The sequence below is a fragment of the Zooshikella ganghwensis DSM 15267 genome (genome assembly GCF_000428585.1).
Lineage (GTDB): Bacteria > Pseudomonadota > Gammaproteobacteria > Pseudomonadales > Zooshikellaceae > Zooshikella > Zooshikella ganghwensis.
Genome location: NZ_AUAF01000047.1, coordinates 1 through 17,293 on the forward strand (window position 1 = coordinate 1; position 17,293 = coordinate 17,293).

Sequence of the window (17,293 nt, forward strand, 5' to 3'; positions counted from 1 at the left end):
TAACGACATAAAGTATGCCATCAATAACAGTTCTTCTATCGGCTGGTGGCCGACCTCTAGTACCTAGTTGCCACTTAGTCTTTGGGAGTAAAGGTGTTAACACTGCCCATTGTTTATCAGTCAGATCCGTTGGATAATACATTGTGGCTCTTTTTTTGTTCCCTGTTTGTTTTTGGTGAAACTAATGGTAAACAGAAGAAGAGTCCATTCCTATCTTCTTGAAACTGCTTTGTGCTTAATGATTAACCTTTTACTTAGACATCTGTATATTTTTTGATTTTTGAGACACGTTCTTAGGCCATATCGGGTCCTACTCCAAAGAGCTTGGCGCTCACGTTCACGCTGCCATGCGGATGAATTGAAGTTGTGCTCAATAGTGCCCACATTAGAAGCTCCCTGTCGTATGATGTCATTCACTAGACCATTTACAGAGAGACCTGCAACACCACTCTCAGACGCACTTACACGAGCCTCAGCGATACGTTTTCGAGTCTCATGCTGCACACGGATTTGTTCTTCTGTTGAAGCGTCGTCTTCTTCTGCTTCTTGTATATTTAATTGAGTTGACTGATTTTTATAGTCAGCAAGTAAGGCTTCATTTTGCCTGTTTTGATTATATTCATTTAACTCTTCTTGCCACTTGGCTTGCCTACTTTGTTCTTTAATACTGTAGGCAGTGGCAGCAGCATTAATTCCTGCAAGTATTAAAGTGGGTTCACACATCTGATTCTTTTAAAAAGTGGAATGGGATAAAGAGGTGCTTATCAAAGTGTATTTCTTTTTCAAACGTTGCGCCTAAATACTTAAGCCAACGAATAGAAACTGAGTTTTCACTATGTACCACATTAGAAAGGTATGAGTATTTTTCAAGCCATCGACGAATAACAACTTTTCCCCAGTGACACACAAACTTTTTATTTTTTTCTATCTCATAGCTACCTAACATCCATGGCACAATCGCATGGCCCACATCATTCAGACCAAACATAGCTAGTATTTTCCCGTCTTTAAGCACAGTGTGACATTCTATGTTTGAGTTTAAGCCTTCAAGTAAGGCATCTAAGGGTTTAACCCCAAGTGCCTCTAACTCATTTTTATCCTGTTCTCGCATATTAGATGCAAGCTCATAACAATCTTTTTTCTCTGGTTTTCTTATCTCAATCAAATACGCTGACTCCTTCTGTGAAATTTAGCGGTCCACTGTGCAGACTGAAAGGTTAATGGTAAGTGTGACGCAGACTCTAAGGCTATTTCGACACTCCTAGCTTCTGCTTGAATATTAAAAGAGAATTTCCCACTCTCTATGGGAACTCGTGAAACACGATTGCGTGTGGACCCAATTAAACGACCTGTAAATGTGTAGGTTCGCTCAGGGCGAGCTTCAGGTTTAACCTTAACCTGAAAATATCCTGTATCAACATAAGACACTGTAAATCGTTTTAATTGAAGACGACCACTTAAAATAGCTACCTTATTAGCATCTGTAGCTACTTGCTCTGAAAAGAGATAACGGAAGGTATAAGGAATACCAATGTAGCAATCCTGAGCTGCACCATGGATAAAGAAGGTGTTAAGACTCTCGCCCTCATAAATATTTCCATTAATATCTACTGCAAGTAAACGAGTATCTGTGTAAGGCAACGCTTTTCCTTGAGCTATAAAAAAGCGTCTATCTAAGAAAATATCTGTGTGAAAAGAACGTGCTTCAGGTTCACTTGTTCTTGTTAAAGGAATACGCTCAAGACAAACACCATCTTTGCGGTCTACGACAAGTACAATATCTGATTCCATGAAGCTTGCTGCTAGAATAACTCCATCTAACTTCCAGCGTGACCATGAGCTTTGCAGCTTCTCATTTCCTTGCCAATAATAAGAGTAAATATAGAGTGTACTTGGGTCTTGGTCTGTTACGGTGAGGAGCATGTCCTCGTTTGATGAAGCTGATAGGTGCCTTACACTACCTTGAATATACGTGGGGCAGTGAGAGGTAATATCAGCAGCATCATTTACCTTACTTTCTGGGTCAACAAAGTATTCCCTTATTCCTGCTGCATTGCCCCGCTTCGTTGAGAAATAAACATTTTTCCCTGCACCTACAGGTTTAGCTTTTAACTCACATTCAAAACGGGTGGTGACATCTACAGAAATATCATCAGGTGTTAATCTGTCTTGTCCTCGAATAATAAATTGAGTTAAATCTGAGAAGAGCAGTAAGGTCTCATTAAAGGGAACTGCATGCCTCAATAAGGAAACAGTGTCATTTGTAACTGCAACATCAATCGGGTGTGTCTCAAGGCTCTGGACTACAGTTGTTGGGTAGAAATTATAGTATGCGCCAAGTTCACTGAAGATAATATTTTCATCAGAGAGTAGACCCAACCTATTTTTAAAAAAGAAAACATCGCTAATGGCTTTATTAATAAAAGAAGGTTCAGGCGCTGTATCCTCATCACCCGCTTTTCTTCCGTCCCATTCAATCGATTCAAACGTAAAGGTGCCATCAGCATTTGAAACTAAACGGTGAGGCATGGTGTTTGGTGCAGGTCTTCTGTTCAGTCCTGGCTTAGCGACTTCAACCCAAGAGCCACTGGTATTTTCATCTCCAGTATTTTCTTGGTACTGAACATAATAGTCATCAGCAGTAACCCCATTTTCACCTGCAACCTTAATGGTAAATCCATGGAAACATGTAGCAGGTAATTGCGTAAATGTTTGAACACGACCTTTACAAGCAATTAATGCTTTATCACCCAAGCTGTCGCTGCACGTTAACGTAAAATCATGGTCTGCCTTTTTAGCTGTAATAGCAATGACATTAGATTTAAGGGCAATTGTATATTCAGCGCTGAACTTAGTGTTTAACTGTTGGTATAACTTGGACGCAATTGTTGAGGTTTGAACACTTTCCCTATTTTTATCATCTGTTTGGCAACTAGCGACTTCTAGATTATTTATAAAGATTTTATAGGTAGTCCCATAATCCCTTACTCTAACATGAACAATACCTGTTTTATTTTTACTACTTGGTGCTGGGAGGACATCACCATTAGGGCTTCGATAACCTATTAGTCTTGTATTTGCACCTGTACTAATGATGCCACTGATAGGACGCAAGGCACAGTGAGGATTAACCTTTCTGTATTTTCGTATATTATCGTTCCTGCCACCCCAGTAACCTTCTCTATCCCATGTAAGGTAACCTGTAGCACATGCCTCATATACACTGTAAGGAGCTTGAGTTTCACCTAAAGGTATTTCTACAGTGAGTCCATTATTTACAACGTGCACATCTAGGTCAGCACTGAGCTTAGCAGCAAGAAAGGAAGCAAAACCTGAGGCTCCTCCACCTTCTGCAGAGTAAGAATATAGTCGACCATTTACACGCACTCTGTACATGGACCAGCAACGGAACCACTTCCAATTATCCCACAGTTCATCTTTATATCCTGGCTCAATGGGCTTTATGGTTATTGTTTGGTACTTCTGCTTTACAGGAGTTAACTTTAATTCTTCTGTTGGGTCATAAGCTCGTGTTGCTCGTGTCTTGTTAACAATAAAGGTATGGTCTGCGACTGTGACAGCAGAAAAAGCTGTTGTAGCATCGTGAGCTTGTAAATAATCTGTGCCATTTGGTTTTAATACAGAACGCTCTCTACCCTTTAAATCAAAGACTTTAATATCGCCATTAATAATGACTACAACATATTTTTCCCACTTGTCTCGGTTAATCGTATAGACAAAGGAGCCTGTTAAGCTTTTATCAAGGATGCGAGCTAAGTGTTGAGTTCCTGGTCTCTTCTGTAAACCATAAACCACACTTGATAGAGCATTTACTTGTTCTTCACACTGAGATGGTAAACGTATACCTGAAGGTTGCTGCGAAACACCATTAATTAAATTTGGAATTGGCTTTTCGATAAGCACTAAAATAAATCCCGTTGTAAATCATATTTCATGGGTCCTTTGAAGATGTTGTACTTTTCTGTGTCTACCTCTTGAATAAATAAGAGCCTTGCTCGTTCTTCATCATCCTTTTGGTAACCATGTAAATCATTGGCACCTATTGTACGGTCCTGGAAAATACGAGCTGCACGCAAGGTAATGTAGTCTTGTGCGACTGTGGGTAAGTCATCAAAGGGAAGCTTTAATACGAGGTCTACAGTAATACTTGAAGTAAATGTAAATGAGCTGGAGTGGCAATTATAAAGTCTATCTGCTCTCACTTTTACTTCTTCATTATCAATAAGGGTTCCTGTTACTTTTAGGGTACCCTCAGGTAAATAAATATAACCATCAATGTCACGGGATAACCTAAAGTTTCTCTCAGTATTAAATGGATATCCTATGGCTTGGACCCGCTCACTTTCTTGGTCTAATAAGTCTATAGCTACAGCAGCTTCTAAAAGGCCACTATCGAGGGATGTCACAGGACTTTCCCCAATTGACTGCAGCATCTCATTAATTGCTCTTAATACTTTTATGCTCATATTATCCTGAGTAAAAAAAGGGAGCACGAAGCTCCCAAGGTTTAACCTGCCTTATTAATTGTCATTGCACAGGCTGGACGTAGAATGTTGTGTCCCATGGCATATTTAGCTACATAGAGCCAACCTTGGCGTGACAACTGATATTCACTCTCTGTTTGTAGGTCCATCAATTTAACGGTACATACGGCACTAGGAGATAGAATTAATGCTGCTACCTTAGAGTAATCCGCTCGGTATGCATTAGGGCGTACACGGGACTCTGGTGTACCCTGAAGACCAGCCGTTTCATCAATGGTAGGTAAGTTATTCGTTTTATAGAGTTTAAATCCTGCAAGCTCTGCAATTGTGCCTTTTGCTACAGAACCTTCACCACCTACATCTCGGTGAATGTGGATAAGTTTAGAAATATCGGTATCGTTAAAGAGGGCGTAATAAGTGGTTGGACTCAACAAGCAATAAGCTTCTTCATCAATATCTTTTTTATCTCTTTCTTCTGCTGCCTGCATAAGTGCTGCAAAAAGTTTTGAGGCTTTAAGTTCATCACCTTTTGCTTTCAGGTTAATATTATTTGTAAAAGTCTCACCTGAAACTGGTGTTAAACCTGCAGCGATAGATGAAGCTTCATCAGTGATAGCAGCAGCCTTACAGCCCATACGCATAATATTTCTATCTGCAGTATTAGCTAGGGCATTGGCACATTCAGCAGAATAAATAGAACGTACATCATAATGGTTCATGGCTTCATCTAAGTTATCAATAAAGACGGGACTAATCAGAAGTTCATCAATGGTTACGATGCGCTTAGCGTGTGCTAGAGGGTCTGCCTCAATTTCTTGACCTGGAATATGGTATTTAGCACCTGTGGTACCTACTAAGGGGAAGGAGAAAGAGCGTCCGTTCTTGATGGTTTTAACTTTATGTTTACCCATCATAATATTTTTCTTTTTAAAAGCTCTTAGTACTTCTTCAGCAAAAAGCTCCTGGAAAAGCTCGCGCTTATCACCAGTCTTATTTTCTTGCCCTGTAAAAGATACGGTTTGTTGTAAAGGAAAGTTTGTTGTCATTTTGCTCCATTGCGGAAATGTGGTGCTGCACAGGAGGCAACACCGGAAGGATTATTTAGATATTATTAGGAGGGAAATTAGCGGGTCTTACGTGCACTAATGGTGCGCATCATTTTAGCTTCTACTTCCTTTGTGTAACTCTCATTTACACCATAGCGTGGGTCTGCCATAGCTTCTTGGACATCATCACTTGAAAGGAATATATTGCTCTGTGAGAGAGCCTGAGAGCCGCTATAAGACGTTATTTGCATTGAACCATGTTGAGCTTCGTATTTAGCTTTCAACCCATTAAGGGCTAAGGAGAGCTGGCTCATGTCTCCACTTTCAGTTAACTTGTTGTATGAATCAATTTCTTCAGCTTGTAGATTGCTTGCAGCCCATGTGAGCAATTGACTTAGGTTTTCTTCTCCACCCACAAGGTTATAAATTGTATTCATCTGCAACTGTTCAGAAGCTTGTAGCCCCTGAATATGTGCTTCAACAATGTTACGAGGAAAGCCTGCCTCAGTTAACTTTTGGTAACTTTGTTCAGAGAGCTTACCTGCTGCTTCGTACTCTTCTTGGAAAGTATTAAAGTCCAGGCCAGCTTCTTCAACCATGCTTTTTACTTGGTCATCTGAAACCTCAGTATTTTCCTGCTCAGGCTCACTCTTAGCTTTACTCAGCTCATTATAAGCAGTTACCAATTCATCAACCGAGGTAAAGCCTTCAGGTAACGAGGGTGCCGTACTTTCTTGTTCCTGGCTTTCTACTTGCACTTCTTCACTCAAATTATTCTCCTTTAGTCATGTTATTCGCTACAGGTCCTGAGGCACGCATTGCCATTTCCTGCATCATTTGTTGTTGCATTGCTTCTTGAGCTTGTGCTGCTTCTTCTTTCTTCTGCTCCTCACTCTTAATAAGACCCTTGGTGTCTATTCCTATGGAAGCTGCAAGCCTAGCCATGTAATCGCTAAGGTTTAACTCACGCCCAATTGCTTCAGGACCCAAGGCTTCAAGGTAACGTAAGAAAGTGGTTAATTTATCTAAGTCCTGTCCACGTCCTAATGCCTCAATACCTGTAGTGATAAAGGGTTTAACTTTATTAAAGAGTGGTGGGATTTTATTTTGCCGCTGAAGACTTTTTAAAATTAAGCGAACAATAGGTAATTGAAACTCCTGACTCAAAATTGAATAGACCCCACCCAAGGCAGTCTCTAACTCTTGAGCCATGAAACGTATTTCTTCTGCAGTGACACGCTCAGCATCTCTTTGCACACTGCTATTCATGAGAAATGCTGAAGATAAACGCTGAGTTAATTGCTGCAGTGTATCGAGGGCCACTCTAAAATCAGCAAATTTATTTAATTGCAGGATATCGACATCATTAGCATCGCCATTGATAACAGCCCCATTCTCAGCTTTTTCAATGTCTTTTCTTTTAGTAACACCATTAGGATGTACCATTAATAAGAGACGTGAGGACGCAACAGAACCTTCTACAATAGCTTTTGAGAGCTTCTCTGTAGAATATAAATCGCCATAGTATTGCTCCACATAGGAACGACCATACGATTCACCATCAACAACAATGAAACGTAAAGGAATCCAAGGTAAACCATCAAGAGGAAATTGTGCTCTTGTATTGGGTAATTCCTTCCCTGCAATTTCCTCATAAGAGACCCACTTATTCCCTTCACGTTTAATATGTCGATATAAGTTAAGTGCCTTCTGTGTGGATAATTCTTCTTTTTTATTTTTATCCTGTTCTGCTAAGTAGATAAGAATACTTTCAGGTAACACAGAAGGGCTTACCGCCTCATGAGTAATAATTTCTAATACATTACCCATGGGGTCCCTTGAAACAACATACGATGATAGATGAAATACACGAGCCTTATTCTGTTTGGGGTCCAGATAGAGCAAGGTATTACCTGAGCAGACTAAGTGCTTTAATGCTTCATAACAGGCAACACGAAGCGCCATCTGCTCTATTTCACCCATTACTTGCCATTCAATGGCTGAGAGAGCCTGCTCAACTTTGCCTTTATCTTCAGGGTTAACTTGTACATCTTCTGCCACCTTTAATCTGAAAAAGGGAGCATTAGGTGGAAGTAAGGTTAATAGGAAACGAGCTGCTAAATAATTTAATGCTCTTGCACCAATAGATTGATGTGGTGTGGAAAAGATTGTGTTACCTGTGGTTCCCTCAGGGGGAACTAAGGTTGGGATTGTCAGGGTTGCACATTTACGTGCTCTCTCTAAAAATGGACCCCTTTCTGCCTTTATTTTTTCATAACGTGCCTTTGCGGTATTTTTATTTAACTCCACACTTTAACCTGTTGGTAAATTTAAGCCTGCCCCTGAGCCTCCTACACGGGTAGCTCTGTTAATACGTAAAGATGAACGTCCACTCTGCTTTTTAGCCTTCTTAGCTGCAGGGGAATTGGCATTGCCTTTATCTGTTTCTGCTATTTGAGCTGGAGCGGGTGCTGGTTCTGGAGGAGGCGGTGGAGGTGGTGGTGGCGGCGGAGGTGCTGGAATTTTGGGACGTTTAGATGAACACATTGCGGATTAAAAAGATTCCTCCTCTTGTTCTTTGAGTTTAAATAAAAGTAAATCGATTAGGGAACGACGACCTGCGTCATACATTATTTTTTCTAAGCTATCGTTGGGTTTAGGAGTGGGGAAGGTAAGGGACTGGTCTAGGTAGGTGATTAGCTCTTTATGCGGTAGAAGACTTATATTCATTATCTACCTTATGTACAACGAAGCGTTCAACTGAGCCATCTTTAAGGAAGTGCTTTAATTCCATCTCTGTTTGCTTAGCTAAAGTTTCAGAGATTAACTGCATAAAGTTAACAGCGGTAATTATTTCCTCTTTCTTTTTCTTCTTTGCCATTTTTATCTCCATCTAAGGCATCAAGACAGTAAAGGGCATGAATAGCGTAATGACAGATTTTATATAAGTCACTTCTGTTCATGCCCTTTTTGTCACCAAAGCGGTCTGCATATTTAATAATGTTACTTATTGAAAAGTGCAGACCACGCTCAGGCTTTGAGTAAATGAGTTCACCTGTTTGAACCTTTTTAGAAGCATAGTGTTGACTATAGGTCTTATCTATATATTTCCTTATTTCAGACACATACGTACTCTCATTAAACGAGTAGCTTATATGCTTACTCAAGTTACCTCCACTTAATTTTTCAAAGTGACTGTAATGGAATAAACGGGATACACCGTCAAGGCTTACCTGTCCTTCCTGATTAGATAAAACTGTGTAAACACGATTTGGATGAACCTCAGTAGGCCAACCATGCTCTTTACAAAGCTGCAGGTATTCATCTTTAACACCTACTTTATCGCCTTTTTTAAAGCTCAATCGTTAAATTCCTCAAAGCCAAACTCAATTACTTTAAATACACCTAAAGTAAATACAAACGTTATCGCGAAACATATCATGAAGATTTCCATAAAATTACCCTTTTAAGTTTAAAGTCATAATCACATGCTCTTAATATTCGAGCACAACGAGCCTGCTGAATTGCAATGTCTTCAGATAAACCATTTTTTTCATAACAAGATACGACAGTTTCCCACATAGAACTCGATGGAACCTTCTGCCACCTTATTTCTGAAGTCCCTTTGCGTGGACCTGATTTAAAGGTATGTTCATAAGGTTCAAATTTAAGTCTATCTGAGAGTAGCTCTTCAGCGAGAGAGTTACCTACATTTGGACAGCCTGGATAACCATCTGCAATATCACCTGTTAAGACTTGCTTCATGAAGAAACGGTCAGCCTCCGATTTGGAAATAAATCGTGGCTCTAAATCTTTTGCAGGATTAAATAAGTAGGAGTCCCCTATAGTTTGCATGTCTTTATCTTCAGATACAATTATTTTTTTGTAATTAGAATGAAACTTAGACCAAGTTGCCAAAATACCCATCACATCATCAGCTTCTAATGAGGGCCTTTTAAAAGATGTATAATTATTTATAGCGTATTCGACAATGGCTGGGTAGGAACATGGCTTAGGAATATCCTTTCTGTTTCCTTTATATTGCGGATAAATTGTCTTACGAAAATTGTCCTTATCAGTCAGGCACATAATAACTTTATCTAATTGACATGCTTTTTTTATATACCTAACTTTTTCCTCAAAGATTTCTCTAACTACATTAAAGTCTGCATGGAAGGTCCACCAGTCGTCCCCCCAGTTAATTGACTTTTGAGCTGCTGATGCAGCCTGAAAACAAAGTATGTCCGTGTCGAGTAGACCCACACGGTTAGTACTCAAATGTTAAACTCCCGTCTGTACTGTCATAATAAATTTTGTCTACATAGAGTAACCCTGAGCCACAAAATGGTTTAGTTGTATCATCTGTATGTAGAATGGCATCATCAGGAATGTCTGCCTCAGCAATAAACTTTTTAAGGTCACCTAATGTAATTACGCCATCTGTAGTAAATTCAATCATGTTAGTTCCTGTTAATTTTTAGTTATAGAAAATATGATTTCCAATCTGTACCGTTCTGGTTAAAGAGTGGGTCCAGTATGGTTGGATAAGATGTGAGTGGTAATGAGTTGCACCCTTGGTTAAATTTAGGTTCAACCCATTTAGTACTACTTGAGATAAAAGAGCGGATAATTCAGCAGACTCCCTATCTTTCATAAGGTCTGGGATATCATCATGTGTCCAAGAAAATTGCTTATTCTGGTAGACCACTTGGCACACTTGATTAGGCCATTGAGGACTTTTCACTCTATTCATTGTTACTTCAGCAACTGCAAGCATACCCGCAATGCCTTCGCCTCTCGCTTCGTGATAAAGGTTAAGCTGGAGGCATTTAATGTCAGATAATGGTTGAGTTGAGGATAGGGAAGGATTTAATAAAAGTATAAATATGGTGTTAAGTAAAAGCGTGTTATCTCCTTATTATTACTTCTAATGAGTATCAGCCCAAGTTAAACCAATGTCATAACTTGCTTTCAGAGGACACCTAAATTTAAAGACCTCCTGAACTCTCACCATGGCTTGCTCACAGTACTTCCCTATTTCTTCAGCGACCTGCTTATTACGACAGGCAATTTGCACTTCGTCATGGACCCAAGCACAGAAGGTAAAGTCACCATTCCAGCTATGTAGTAACCCATTCACCTTGCACAAATCTTCAATTTCTAAAAGCCATCGTTTACATATCAAGGCACCTGCTCCTTGTAGTAAGTAGTTAAGTGCTGCATGTTGAGAAGAACAATAAATATGGCGTCCATCTAGACCGATGAGGTAGCCACGCTTACTCACAGTAGCTTTAACGTTATCTAAAAGGTATTTAAGTGCAGGTAAGTTTTTTAGGAATCGCTTCTTAAACTGAGAGCCATACTTGCGGTAGAGATTTGGTGAGGCTTTGGGTTTAATTATTTCCCCAATCTTTTGGTCACCTGCGCCATAAAGGAAAGCATCGTTGTGTTGCGGACATATCGTATCCATATGCCCTCTCATAGTTTCCCATGAGACCAGACTATATCTTCACCCTCAGCTTTAACTGTTAGGGGCTGTGCGCTTCGAGTTCACTTGAACCCTACTCCTCTAGGATAGTCGTTGCACCTTCCTGCTATTTACAGGCTTGGCTCAGAGTTACCTTATTTATAACAACTTAGGCTTTCTCTGAATTCACACAGTTTTAATCGAGGGGTTTCCCCCAAGTCATCCAAATGTTTAGATGAATTTCTTAGCTATTTCATCACGGAAATAATTATGCTCAGGATTATGTTTATCTCTTAGCGTACCCTGAGGCACAAGACCCAATGCTTGCACATTCGCCCAGTGTATATCCCCAGATAAAATTTCATTGATGTAGCGTCCTTTATCATAACGTGCCATGTAATGAGCTAGGCAACGAAGTTCTAAACCATCAGCATCACTCCCCAACAAGAACCAGTTTTCAGGAACTGTAAACAGAGAGCGGCATTCAGGTCCATATGCAGCTCTTGTACTTGGTACTTGTGCAACGTTGGGGTCAGCGTGTGTGGCTCGCCCTGTGGCAGCTCCATTTGGATTCACTCGTCCATGGATGAAGCCCTCTTTTTCTAAACGGAGCCATGCGTTATCTCCTTCAGCCAACTGGCCTATTCGTTTATTAATTGTTAAATACTCACACATAGCTTTTGCATGAGGATTATCTAAGCGCCCTAAGACAGACTCATCTATTTTAGGTTGGCCCTTCTCTGTAAATTCTTTAGGCTTCCATCCGTAGAGTTGATTTAAACGAAGGGCTATGTGCCCTCGACTTGCAGGATTAAACGTTATCCGCTCATATGTCGTATAGGGTGCACCCTCAGTTATATCTGCTCTTACTGGGTCCTTGTAATTTACAGTTCTTTTTGGGTCCTTATCGGCAACTTTCTTATTCCATGAACCGAAGGAATTAATTAAGTCCTTTTTAATAGAAGCTCTTTTCTGTGCTAAGTCCTGATATAAATGAACAGCAGCACTCTTATTAAAATAGAAACCATTCTGCTCTTGCTGAGCCATTAAGGAAGAAATACGATTCTCATGGTATAAAGCCATAGTTGAGTAATTCTTTGATTCGAGCAGCTCCACAAGCTTTGTAGTGACAACAACGTCTTGCTTACAGTACTCAACCATTTCCTCACTAAACTCCTGCCAGTCTGTGTGTTCAGCAAAGGAGCCTTTGTATTCACCTAAGCGGTAACCCCAGGCTTTTAAGGAATGGGACCCAAAGAGCTTCTTGGGCAACGCATATTCCTTCTTCCTCGCTCGCTCGCTCAAAATCTAAATTTTTTAAATTGGAGTAAATAAGGCGGCTTTCTGCGAGGGAGTCTCTAAGTAGACCTTTAGGCTTCCACTTGGGGTAAAGCTTTTTTATGGCTAAGTAGTCGAACCAGAATCCGTTGTGGGCTATTAATTCGTCAGCTTCTTCAAGGATAAGTATTGCTTCACAGATATTATTAGGATGGAAACTGAGAGCTGTATGCTTTTGCTTATCGTAAACGGAAATGCAGTGAATTTTAGTTAAAGTCTCAAGTAGACCGTTAGTTTCTATATCGAATATTAATGATGACATTCATTTAATAACCCTGATTTTTCTTTGAGAAGAATACGTAGTTTATCAATGCCTTTAGGTGTCACTAAAGGTGTAATATTTTCATGAAAATATCCATAGTGGTCTGTCCAAGGATTCATTTTCACATCCATTAATCCTTGGTTTATTTTCGACTGATAAGGAATATTGTTTTTAGTGACCCAACCTTTTAACCTTAAAAAAGCCATTAATTTGTTCCGCCCAATACCTCCTATTAATTTTGCAGCTTTTTCAACGCTGGTTGCTTCTGGAGAAGCTACAATGTGGTCATGAAAATCTGCCTTAGGTTGCAGAGACTCAATCTGTTTATTAAGTTCTTGTACTCGTTCTAAAGATTGAGCTAAAAGCCCAGCAACATGTCCAGCATCACTCCAATTAATCTTGGTTAAACCATAATTGCCCGTTTTACGGATACAAGGAAGTACTTCTCCAACAACCCATTCCTCAAACCGCTGTGCTTCAGGTAACTTAGAGCGGATAATAAGTCGATATACATCTCGCTCGGGGATAATTGTTAACCCTCTTGGAGGTATTTTCAAACTCGGCGTTTCACCGAATTTTAGGCGTGACGCGGCTTTGCAGTGAGTTGCTATTGCATCAAAGGGGCGAGAGTAGCCTAACAGCTCCGCTATATCCTTAGCGATAAACCAAGGCTCTCCATCTTTATCAATGACACGGATAGATGAAGTTTTAAATTGGAAAGGAATGATTTTCATTGATTAAAAATCCTCTTGTTTATTTATATGATTATTAAAAGGACTCTCTTCCTGCTTCCTCCCAGTCTCAGGGTTATACACTAAGTCAAACGTTGTCCCTGTAGACTGGCCTGTATACCTATCCTTAAGCACCCTAAATATTGTTTTATTCTTTTCTTCATCCTCCTTTGCTTGCTGGTCCCTCTCAAGGGCAAAGGTAAAGTTGGCATATTGCACATTAGCCTTACCTCCTGCAAAATCATCGAGAGTTACACGCCCCCCTTCCTCATGACTCTTTTTCCCATCTTTTTTACGCAAGTGTGAAACATAATAAAGCGTAAATGGCAGCTCCTTATTTAAATCATTTAATCCACGCATAAAAGACTTAAGGACCTCCAACCCATTATTCTCGCCCACAGCATCTAAGATATACGTTATGTGGTCCAAGTAGACATGCTTAGCGCCATACCCTTCGACACCTAAACGTATATACTGCAGTATGTCCTCAGGCTCTGTGTTTCCATCTACGGAATACATGAGTAAATGTTTAGCTACGAGGGAGCGTGTTTTCAGGAATTGCTCTTGGTCAAACTGAGTGCCTGGAACATGGTATAACTTTGAGTCCACCTTCCCTGCTATCGTGTTTAAAGTGAGTTGCAGATTAGGTTCCTCAAGCAAGAAGGTCATGCACTTCTCACCGTGTACAGCTATGTTGTGCGCAATGTCTTCCTTGAGTAAATCTGTCTTCCCACAGCCTGTCCCTGAGCCAATGGCATACATCTCATGTACTCGCTTACCATAGGTAGCCTTGGTTAATGTGGGGAACGGCCATGATAGGCCCATCTCAGGCTCCTGGTAGCCCTTGAGAAGGACTTCTTCACCTGTGAGGATACATGAGGGCTTATAAGGCTTTGCGTCCCATATAGCGCCTATGATGAGTCCTGCTTCACCCGCGACAAGAGCTGCATTTGCATCCTTATACGGTAGAGGCGCTACACGAGCCTTGGACCCAAGTAGACGACAGGCTTCTTCTGTTGCTCGGCGTCCTGGTTCATCGTTATCAAACATGAGGATAACTTCAGTGAAGCCATCGAGGTAAGCCTTGTTCTCAATAAAGGTTCTTTTGACTGAGTCAGCACCGTTTGGGAGGGAGACTACAGGATACTTATTATTTTGCGCTTCAGAAACTGAGAGTGCATCAATTTCACCCTCAGTAATAATGAGTTTGCGCCCTCCGCTTCGCCATGCTTGCCACCCAAAGAAAGGAAGGTGTTGTGTATCACCCACAATGGTAAATGTTTTATCAGGAAAACGAATTTTTTGAGCTTTTACTGCTAATGTGTTTGGGTCAGTGTAATTAGCTATGTGAACAGTTTTACCTTTAAAGGTACCTACTTGATAATTTAATTTTTTACATGCATCAACATCAATACAGCGTTTCTTTAATGATTTAAATTGACCCTCAATCATTTTTTCTGGCACATACTTCTTAGCGCCTCCTTCACTGCCATCAGGTTTAATAAAGTATTTACACCCTGGGGTATAACAATGTGCATGCCCATCAGCATAAACTGCTACGTTATCTTTGGAGCCACACCGAGGGCATGGCTCACGTCTGACTACATTAGTGGATAAAGGCAAGATTATTTTTTTCCATTAGGTCCTTGGCTTGTTTCAATTCTCTAATGCGATTTAAAAAGTCATACCTAAATGTGTATGAATAATCTTTCTTCTTCTGCTGACTGATGACAGGTACTTTGTATTCCTTTGCCATGTGATGCATGATAGCTGCTAGACGGGTTATACCGTACATGCCTATAGCCTCATTACGTGTAATATGGCCGTACTTAAGAATATGTTCAGTAACCATCTGACGTTGTGTTTTATTTTCCATAGTTTTTATTCTTCAAAGGGGATTAATTGAAATTTAAGGCTTTCTTGTCCCTTCTTAACGACACGCTTCTGGATTAATAAGCGATATATCTTGTTATCGTTAAAACTGTATTTTTTCTGAAGGATATCAATGAAGGGTTTTAAAGCATTATCAATGTCAGCTCTTGAGTTACTGTAAGAAATCAGAAGTTTTAGCGTTAATTTACCTTCAGGAATAATTATGTCAGGTAGAACACTAAGTAAGGCTTCCTCGTAATCACGATACTTCTGACTTTTAACCTTACGGCCTAAGAATGCTTCATTGACTGAGAGGGGTTTGGTGTTAATTGTTGTCCAGGTAGGGTGCACTAAAAGTCTTCTTCTTCCTCCACTGGGTCCATGTCATCTTCAACCTCGATGTTTTCATCTTCAATGGTGAAACCTTCTTCTTCGTCTTCAAATCCATAGAAGGAAGCATTGGCTTGGAAGGCATACTCTTCTAATTGATAGACGCGAACAGCTTCAGGTTGCAGGGTAATACCTACGCCTGTTGAAGGGGCATACCAGTGATAGAAGACAGTTGAAATACGGACCTCACTACCTTGTCCAAGGATTTTATCTTCAGGTATTACATTGTTCTTTGTGTCATACAAAATGGGACGACGTGTAAATATGGTTCCATCTTTGCGTTTACCTTTGGCTTTAACCTTAAATTTAAAAACCACATTCCCAGTTTCTTCGTCTTCTTCAAATGGGAGGTCTGCTTTTTTAAGTTTCTTTTTACGTAGCTCTTGGCAAAGCTTTTGGTAATGCTCTTCGAATCTCTTTTCAATTTGAGCAATCAAGGGTTTTGCTGCTTCAGGTGAGATGATTAAACGAGCATCATAAACACCATCACTATCAAATTTGGTGTCAGCCTTATTCAAGTGAGGGTATGGACCCAAAATGCCACGAGGCGTAACAAAGTTATCTTTTGCCATATTATTTTTTATTCCTGTGCTTGTTCTTATTTAATTGCTTTTGTTCTAGTGCTTCTACGTCATAGCCTTCGGCAAGGAGCCTACTAGCAATATCAATAGGTAAAGGAATACCTTTATCCCAGTAATAGCGATAAGCACGCGTTAGGGGGGTCATGTAATTTCTCAGTTATTTTTATTTATTGCGGAGGGAAAGAAGGAAGAGGTGCTGAATTAAAGTTTCCCTTTAAGATAACTATACTTCTCAGCTAACCATTCACGACCTTTTGCTGTGACACGGGTATGCTGATAGGTCATGCTTCTTTCCCGACTAATTGAAGTTTTTACTGTAAAGTATTCTCGCTCCAAGTAAGGCTGATAAGGTATATTCTGTCCTTTAGCATTGTGCCTAAGGATTTTATCTTCCCGTAACCTCTGAATAAATTTTCGTGGTCTTAATCCTAGAAGTTTACCTGTTTCTTCTAAAGACTCTGTCCCTTGAGCTTCCACATATAAATCTACAAAATTAGCTTTAGGCTGCAACTCAGTGACTTTATTTTCCGCTAGAAGCCTCCCATCATATTCATCAGCCCATGCACGAGCAGCCTCTGCAGGATTTGAAAAGTTTGGTAGTTGTGGAGCCTTAAGTTCTCCTTTAACCACAGCTTTGAATGTTCGGATAACCTTTAAGTGGAATGAAGGACTTATCCACATAGCATATGCATAAACAAGTTCTTCACAGGCGTAAGTTCCCTGATTTAGACCACCTCGAATAACTTCAAGTGGTTGAATTTTAGGCGTTGCGCAAATTTGCGCATCGGTTATTTCATCAACTAAATCTTGGGTTTGCTTATTCCTAAGCCAAAGTTGTGGGCGCTGTAATGGGTCTCCCCCAGCGGCCTTATGTAAATCATTAAGACAGAAGCGTCCTTGTGTATCTTGCTTAATAGAAATGCTGTCGATGATGATTGGAGTTAAACCTTGATTAGACATAGAGTTAATCCTTGAGGTTACTTAAAGTAAAAACTTAGGTATGAAACTTAAGGGATGAATCTTTCGGGGTATCTAAACGGGTCCCTAACTCTAGACCACGTCATTATTGGGCTGCACGTATATTAGAAAAAACAAAGCCGC

At 40.2% G+C, this 17,293-nt stretch carries 24 protein-coding genes; all 24 read right to left on the reverse strand.

The window, feature by feature from the left end:
• Positions 1-142, reverse strand: a 142-nt coding sequence (locus F607_RS36025) for a transposase (RefSeq protein WP_157365448.1), incomplete at its 3' end; no start/stop codon positions are given.
• A 68-nt stretch (positions 143-210) separates the two neighbouring features.
• The gene (locus F607_RS0111990) at positions 211-723 is read right to left on the reverse strand and encodes a virion core protein, T7 gp14 family (protein ID WP_027708284.1); all 513 of its coding nucleotides are present in this window, start codon (positions 721-723) and stop codon (positions 211-213) included.
• Positions 716-1,165: a hypothetical protein gene (locus tag F607_RS0111995; RefSeq protein WP_027708285.1), complete on the reverse strand. Its 450-nt coding sequence runs from the start codon at positions 1,163-1,165 to the stop codon at positions 716-718. Before F607_RS0111995 ends, F607_RS0111990 begins: the two co-directional genes overlap by 8 nt.
• Positions 1,162-3,924, reverse strand: a complete 2,763-nt coding sequence (locus F607_RS0112000; protein ID WP_027708286.1) for a phage nozzle protein — start codon at positions 3,922-3,924, stop codon at positions 1,162-1,164. The genes F607_RS0111995 and F607_RS0112000 overlap by 4 nt, the downstream gene beginning before the upstream one ends.
• Positions 3,924-4,487, reverse strand: a complete 564-nt coding sequence (locus F607_RS29395; RefSeq protein WP_051311387.1) for a hypothetical protein — start codon at positions 4,485-4,487, stop codon at positions 3,924-3,926. Before F607_RS29395 ends, F607_RS0112000 begins: the two co-directional genes overlap by 1 nt.
• Before the next feature lie 41 nt (positions 4,488-4,528).
• Complete coding sequence (locus F607_RS0112010; RefSeq protein WP_051311389.1) at positions 4,529-5,551, reverse strand: major capsid protein; 1,023 nt, start codon at positions 5,549-5,551, stop codon at positions 4,529-4,531.
• 77 nt (positions 5,552-5,628) lie between these two features.
• The gene (locus F607_RS0112015; protein ID WP_027708288.1) at positions 5,629-6,321 is read right to left on the reverse strand and encodes a capsid assembly protein; all 693 of its coding nucleotides are present in this window, start codon (positions 6,319-6,321) and stop codon (positions 5,629-5,631) included.
• A gap of 1 nt (position 6,322) precedes the next feature.
• On the reverse strand, positions 6,323-7,861 hold the full coding sequence (locus F607_RS0112020; protein ID WP_027708289.1) for a portal protein: 1,539 nt from the start codon (positions 7,859-7,861) through the stop codon (positions 6,323-6,325).
• Between the two features lie 3 nt (positions 7,862-7,864).
• Complete coding sequence (locus F607_RS35120; protein WP_038291159.1) at positions 7,865-8,098, reverse strand: hypothetical protein; 234 nt, start codon at positions 8,096-8,098, stop codon at positions 7,865-7,867.
• Positions 8,099-8,255: 157 nt separating this feature from the next.
• Positions 8,256-8,432: a hypothetical protein gene (locus tag F607_RS34075; protein ID WP_157365449.1), complete on the reverse strand. Its 177-nt coding sequence runs from the start codon at positions 8,430-8,432 to the stop codon at positions 8,256-8,258.
• Positions 8,389-8,913, reverse strand: a complete 525-nt coding sequence (locus F607_RS32790) for a DUF3310 domain-containing protein (protein WP_051311391.1) — start codon at positions 8,911-8,913, stop codon at positions 8,389-8,391. The genes F607_RS34075 and F607_RS32790 overlap by 44 nt, the downstream gene beginning before the upstream one ends.
• 76 nt (positions 8,914-8,989) lie before the next feature.
• Positions 8,990-9,829 carry a hypothetical protein gene (locus F607_RS0112045; RefSeq protein ID WP_027708291.1) on the reverse strand — a complete coding sequence of 280 codons (840 nt, stop codon included), beginning with the start codon at positions 9,827-9,829 and terminating at the stop codon, positions 8,990-8,992.
• The gene (locus tag F607_RS0112050) at positions 9,819-10,010 is read right to left on the reverse strand and encodes a hypothetical protein (protein ID WP_027708292.1); all 192 of its coding nucleotides are present in this window, start codon (positions 10,008-10,010) and stop codon (positions 9,819-9,821) included. The genes F607_RS0112045 and F607_RS0112050 overlap by 11 nt, the downstream gene beginning before the upstream one ends.
• A gap of 18 nt (positions 10,011-10,028) precedes the next feature.
• Entirely contained in the window at positions 10,029-10,439 is a 411-nt protein-coding gene (locus tag F607_RS36030) for a cell wall hydrolase (protein WP_420864435.1), read from the reverse strand.
• A 39-nt stretch (positions 10,440-10,478) separates the two neighbouring features.
• Entirely contained in the window at positions 10,479-11,021 is a 543-nt protein-coding gene (locus F607_RS29415; protein ID WP_211233635.1) for a DNA polymerase, read from the reverse strand.
• Positions 11,022-11,249: 228 nt separating this feature from the next.
• Positions 11,250-12,290 carry a DNA polymerase gene (locus tag F607_RS29420; RefSeq protein ID WP_157365450.1) on the reverse strand — a complete coding sequence of 347 codons (1,041 nt, stop codon included), beginning with the start codon at positions 12,288-12,290 and terminating at the stop codon, positions 11,250-11,252.
• Complete coding sequence (locus tag F607_RS34615; protein WP_051311397.1) at positions 12,232-12,618, reverse strand: ribonuclease H-like domain-containing protein; 387 nt, start codon at positions 12,616-12,618, stop codon at positions 12,232-12,234. Before F607_RS34615 ends, F607_RS29420 begins: the two co-directional genes overlap by 59 nt.
• Positions 12,606-13,352, reverse strand: a complete 747-nt coding sequence (locus tag F607_RS32800; protein WP_051311399.1) for a phage antirepressor KilAC domain-containing protein — start codon at positions 13,350-13,352, stop codon at positions 12,606-12,608. The genes F607_RS34615 and F607_RS32800 overlap by 13 nt, the downstream gene beginning before the upstream one ends.
• Before the next feature lie 3 nt (positions 13,353-13,355).
• On the reverse strand, positions 13,356-14,972 hold the full coding sequence (locus F607_RS32805; protein ID WP_157365451.1) for a toprim domain-containing protein: 1,617 nt from the start codon (positions 14,970-14,972) through the stop codon (positions 13,356-13,358).
• Positions 14,956-15,225, reverse strand: a complete 270-nt coding sequence (locus F607_RS0112075; protein WP_027708293.1) for a helix-turn-helix domain-containing protein — start codon at positions 15,223-15,225, stop codon at positions 14,956-14,958. Before F607_RS0112075 ends, F607_RS32805 begins: the two co-directional genes overlap by 17 nt.
• A gap of 5 nt (positions 15,226-15,230) precedes the next feature.
• Entirely contained in the window at positions 15,231-15,572 is a 342-nt protein-coding gene (locus F607_RS0112080) for a RusA family crossover junction endodeoxyribonuclease (RefSeq protein ID WP_027708294.1), read from the reverse strand.
• Entirely contained in the window at positions 15,572-16,183 is a 612-nt protein-coding gene (locus F607_RS0112085) for a hypothetical protein (RefSeq protein WP_027708295.1), read from the reverse strand. Before F607_RS0112085 ends, F607_RS0112080 begins: the two co-directional genes overlap by 1 nt.
• 1 nt (position 16,184) lies before the next feature.
• Positions 16,185-16,337 (reverse strand): hypothetical protein, encoded by a 153-nt coding sequence (locus tag F607_RS34620; protein ID WP_169719788.1) that lies wholly within the window; start codon positions 16,335-16,337, stop codon positions 16,185-16,187.
• Between the two features lie 56 nt (positions 16,338-16,393).
• Positions 16,394-17,152, reverse strand: coding sequence for a phage antirepressor KilAC domain-containing protein (locus F607_RS0112095; RefSeq protein WP_027708296.1), 759 nt, complete (start codon positions 17,150-17,152; stop codon positions 16,394-16,396).
• Between the last annotated feature and the right edge of the window lie 141 nt (positions 17,153-17,293).

What these genes read in the sequence shown, in the direction of transcription:
- F607_RS0111990 (WP_027708284.1), bottom strand. Translation starts at nt 723, where the DNA reads ATGTGTGAACCCACTTTAATACTTGCAGGAATTAATGCTGCTGCCACT.
- F607_RS29395 (WP_051311387.1), bottom strand. Translation starts at nt 4,487, where the DNA reads ATGAGCATAAAAGTATTAAGAGCAATTAATGAGATGCTGCAGTCAATT.
- F607_RS0112010 (WP_051311389.1), bottom strand. Translation starts at nt 5,551, where the DNA reads ATGACAACAAACTTTCCTTTACAACAAACCGTATCTTTTACAGGGCAA.
- F607_RS35120 (WP_038291159.1), bottom strand. Translation starts at nt 8,098, where the DNA reads ATGTGTTCATCTAAACGTCCCAAAATTCCAGCACCTCCGCCGCCACCA.
- F607_RS34075 (WP_157365449.1), bottom strand. Translation starts at nt 8,432, where the DNA reads ATGGCAAAGAAGAAAAAGAAAGAGGAAATAATTACCGCTGTTAACTTT.
- F607_RS0112050 (WP_027708292.1), bottom strand. Translation starts at nt 10,010, where the DNA reads ATGATTGAATTTACTACAGATGGCGTAATTACATTAGGTGACCTTAAA.
- F607_RS29415 (WP_211233635.1), bottom strand. Translation starts at nt 11,021, where the DNA reads ATGGATACGATATGTCCGCAACACAACGATGCTTTCCTTTATGGCGCA.
- F607_RS34615 (WP_051311397.1), bottom strand. Translation starts at nt 12,618, where the DNA reads ATGTCATCATTAATATTCGATATAGAAACTAACGGTCTACTTGAGACT.
- F607_RS32800 (WP_051311399.1), bottom strand. Translation starts at nt 13,352, where the DNA reads ATGAAAATCATTCCTTTCCAATTTAAAACTTCATCTATCCGTGTCATT.
- F607_RS0112075 (WP_027708293.1), bottom strand. Translation starts at nt 15,225, where the DNA reads ATGGAAAATAAAACACAACGTCAGATGGTTACTGAACATATTCTTAAG.
- F607_RS0112085 (WP_027708295.1), bottom strand. Translation starts at nt 16,183, where the DNA reads ATGGCAAAAGATAACTTTGTTACGCCTCGTGGCATTTTGGGTCCATAC.
- F607_RS34620 (WP_169719788.1), bottom strand. Translation starts at nt 16,337, where the DNA reads ATGACCCCCCTAACGCGTGCTTATCGCTATTACTGGGATAAAGGTATT.
- F607_RS0112095 (WP_027708296.1), bottom strand. Translation starts at nt 17,152, where the DNA reads ATGTCTAATCAAGGTTTAACTCCAATCATCATCGACAGCATTTCTATT.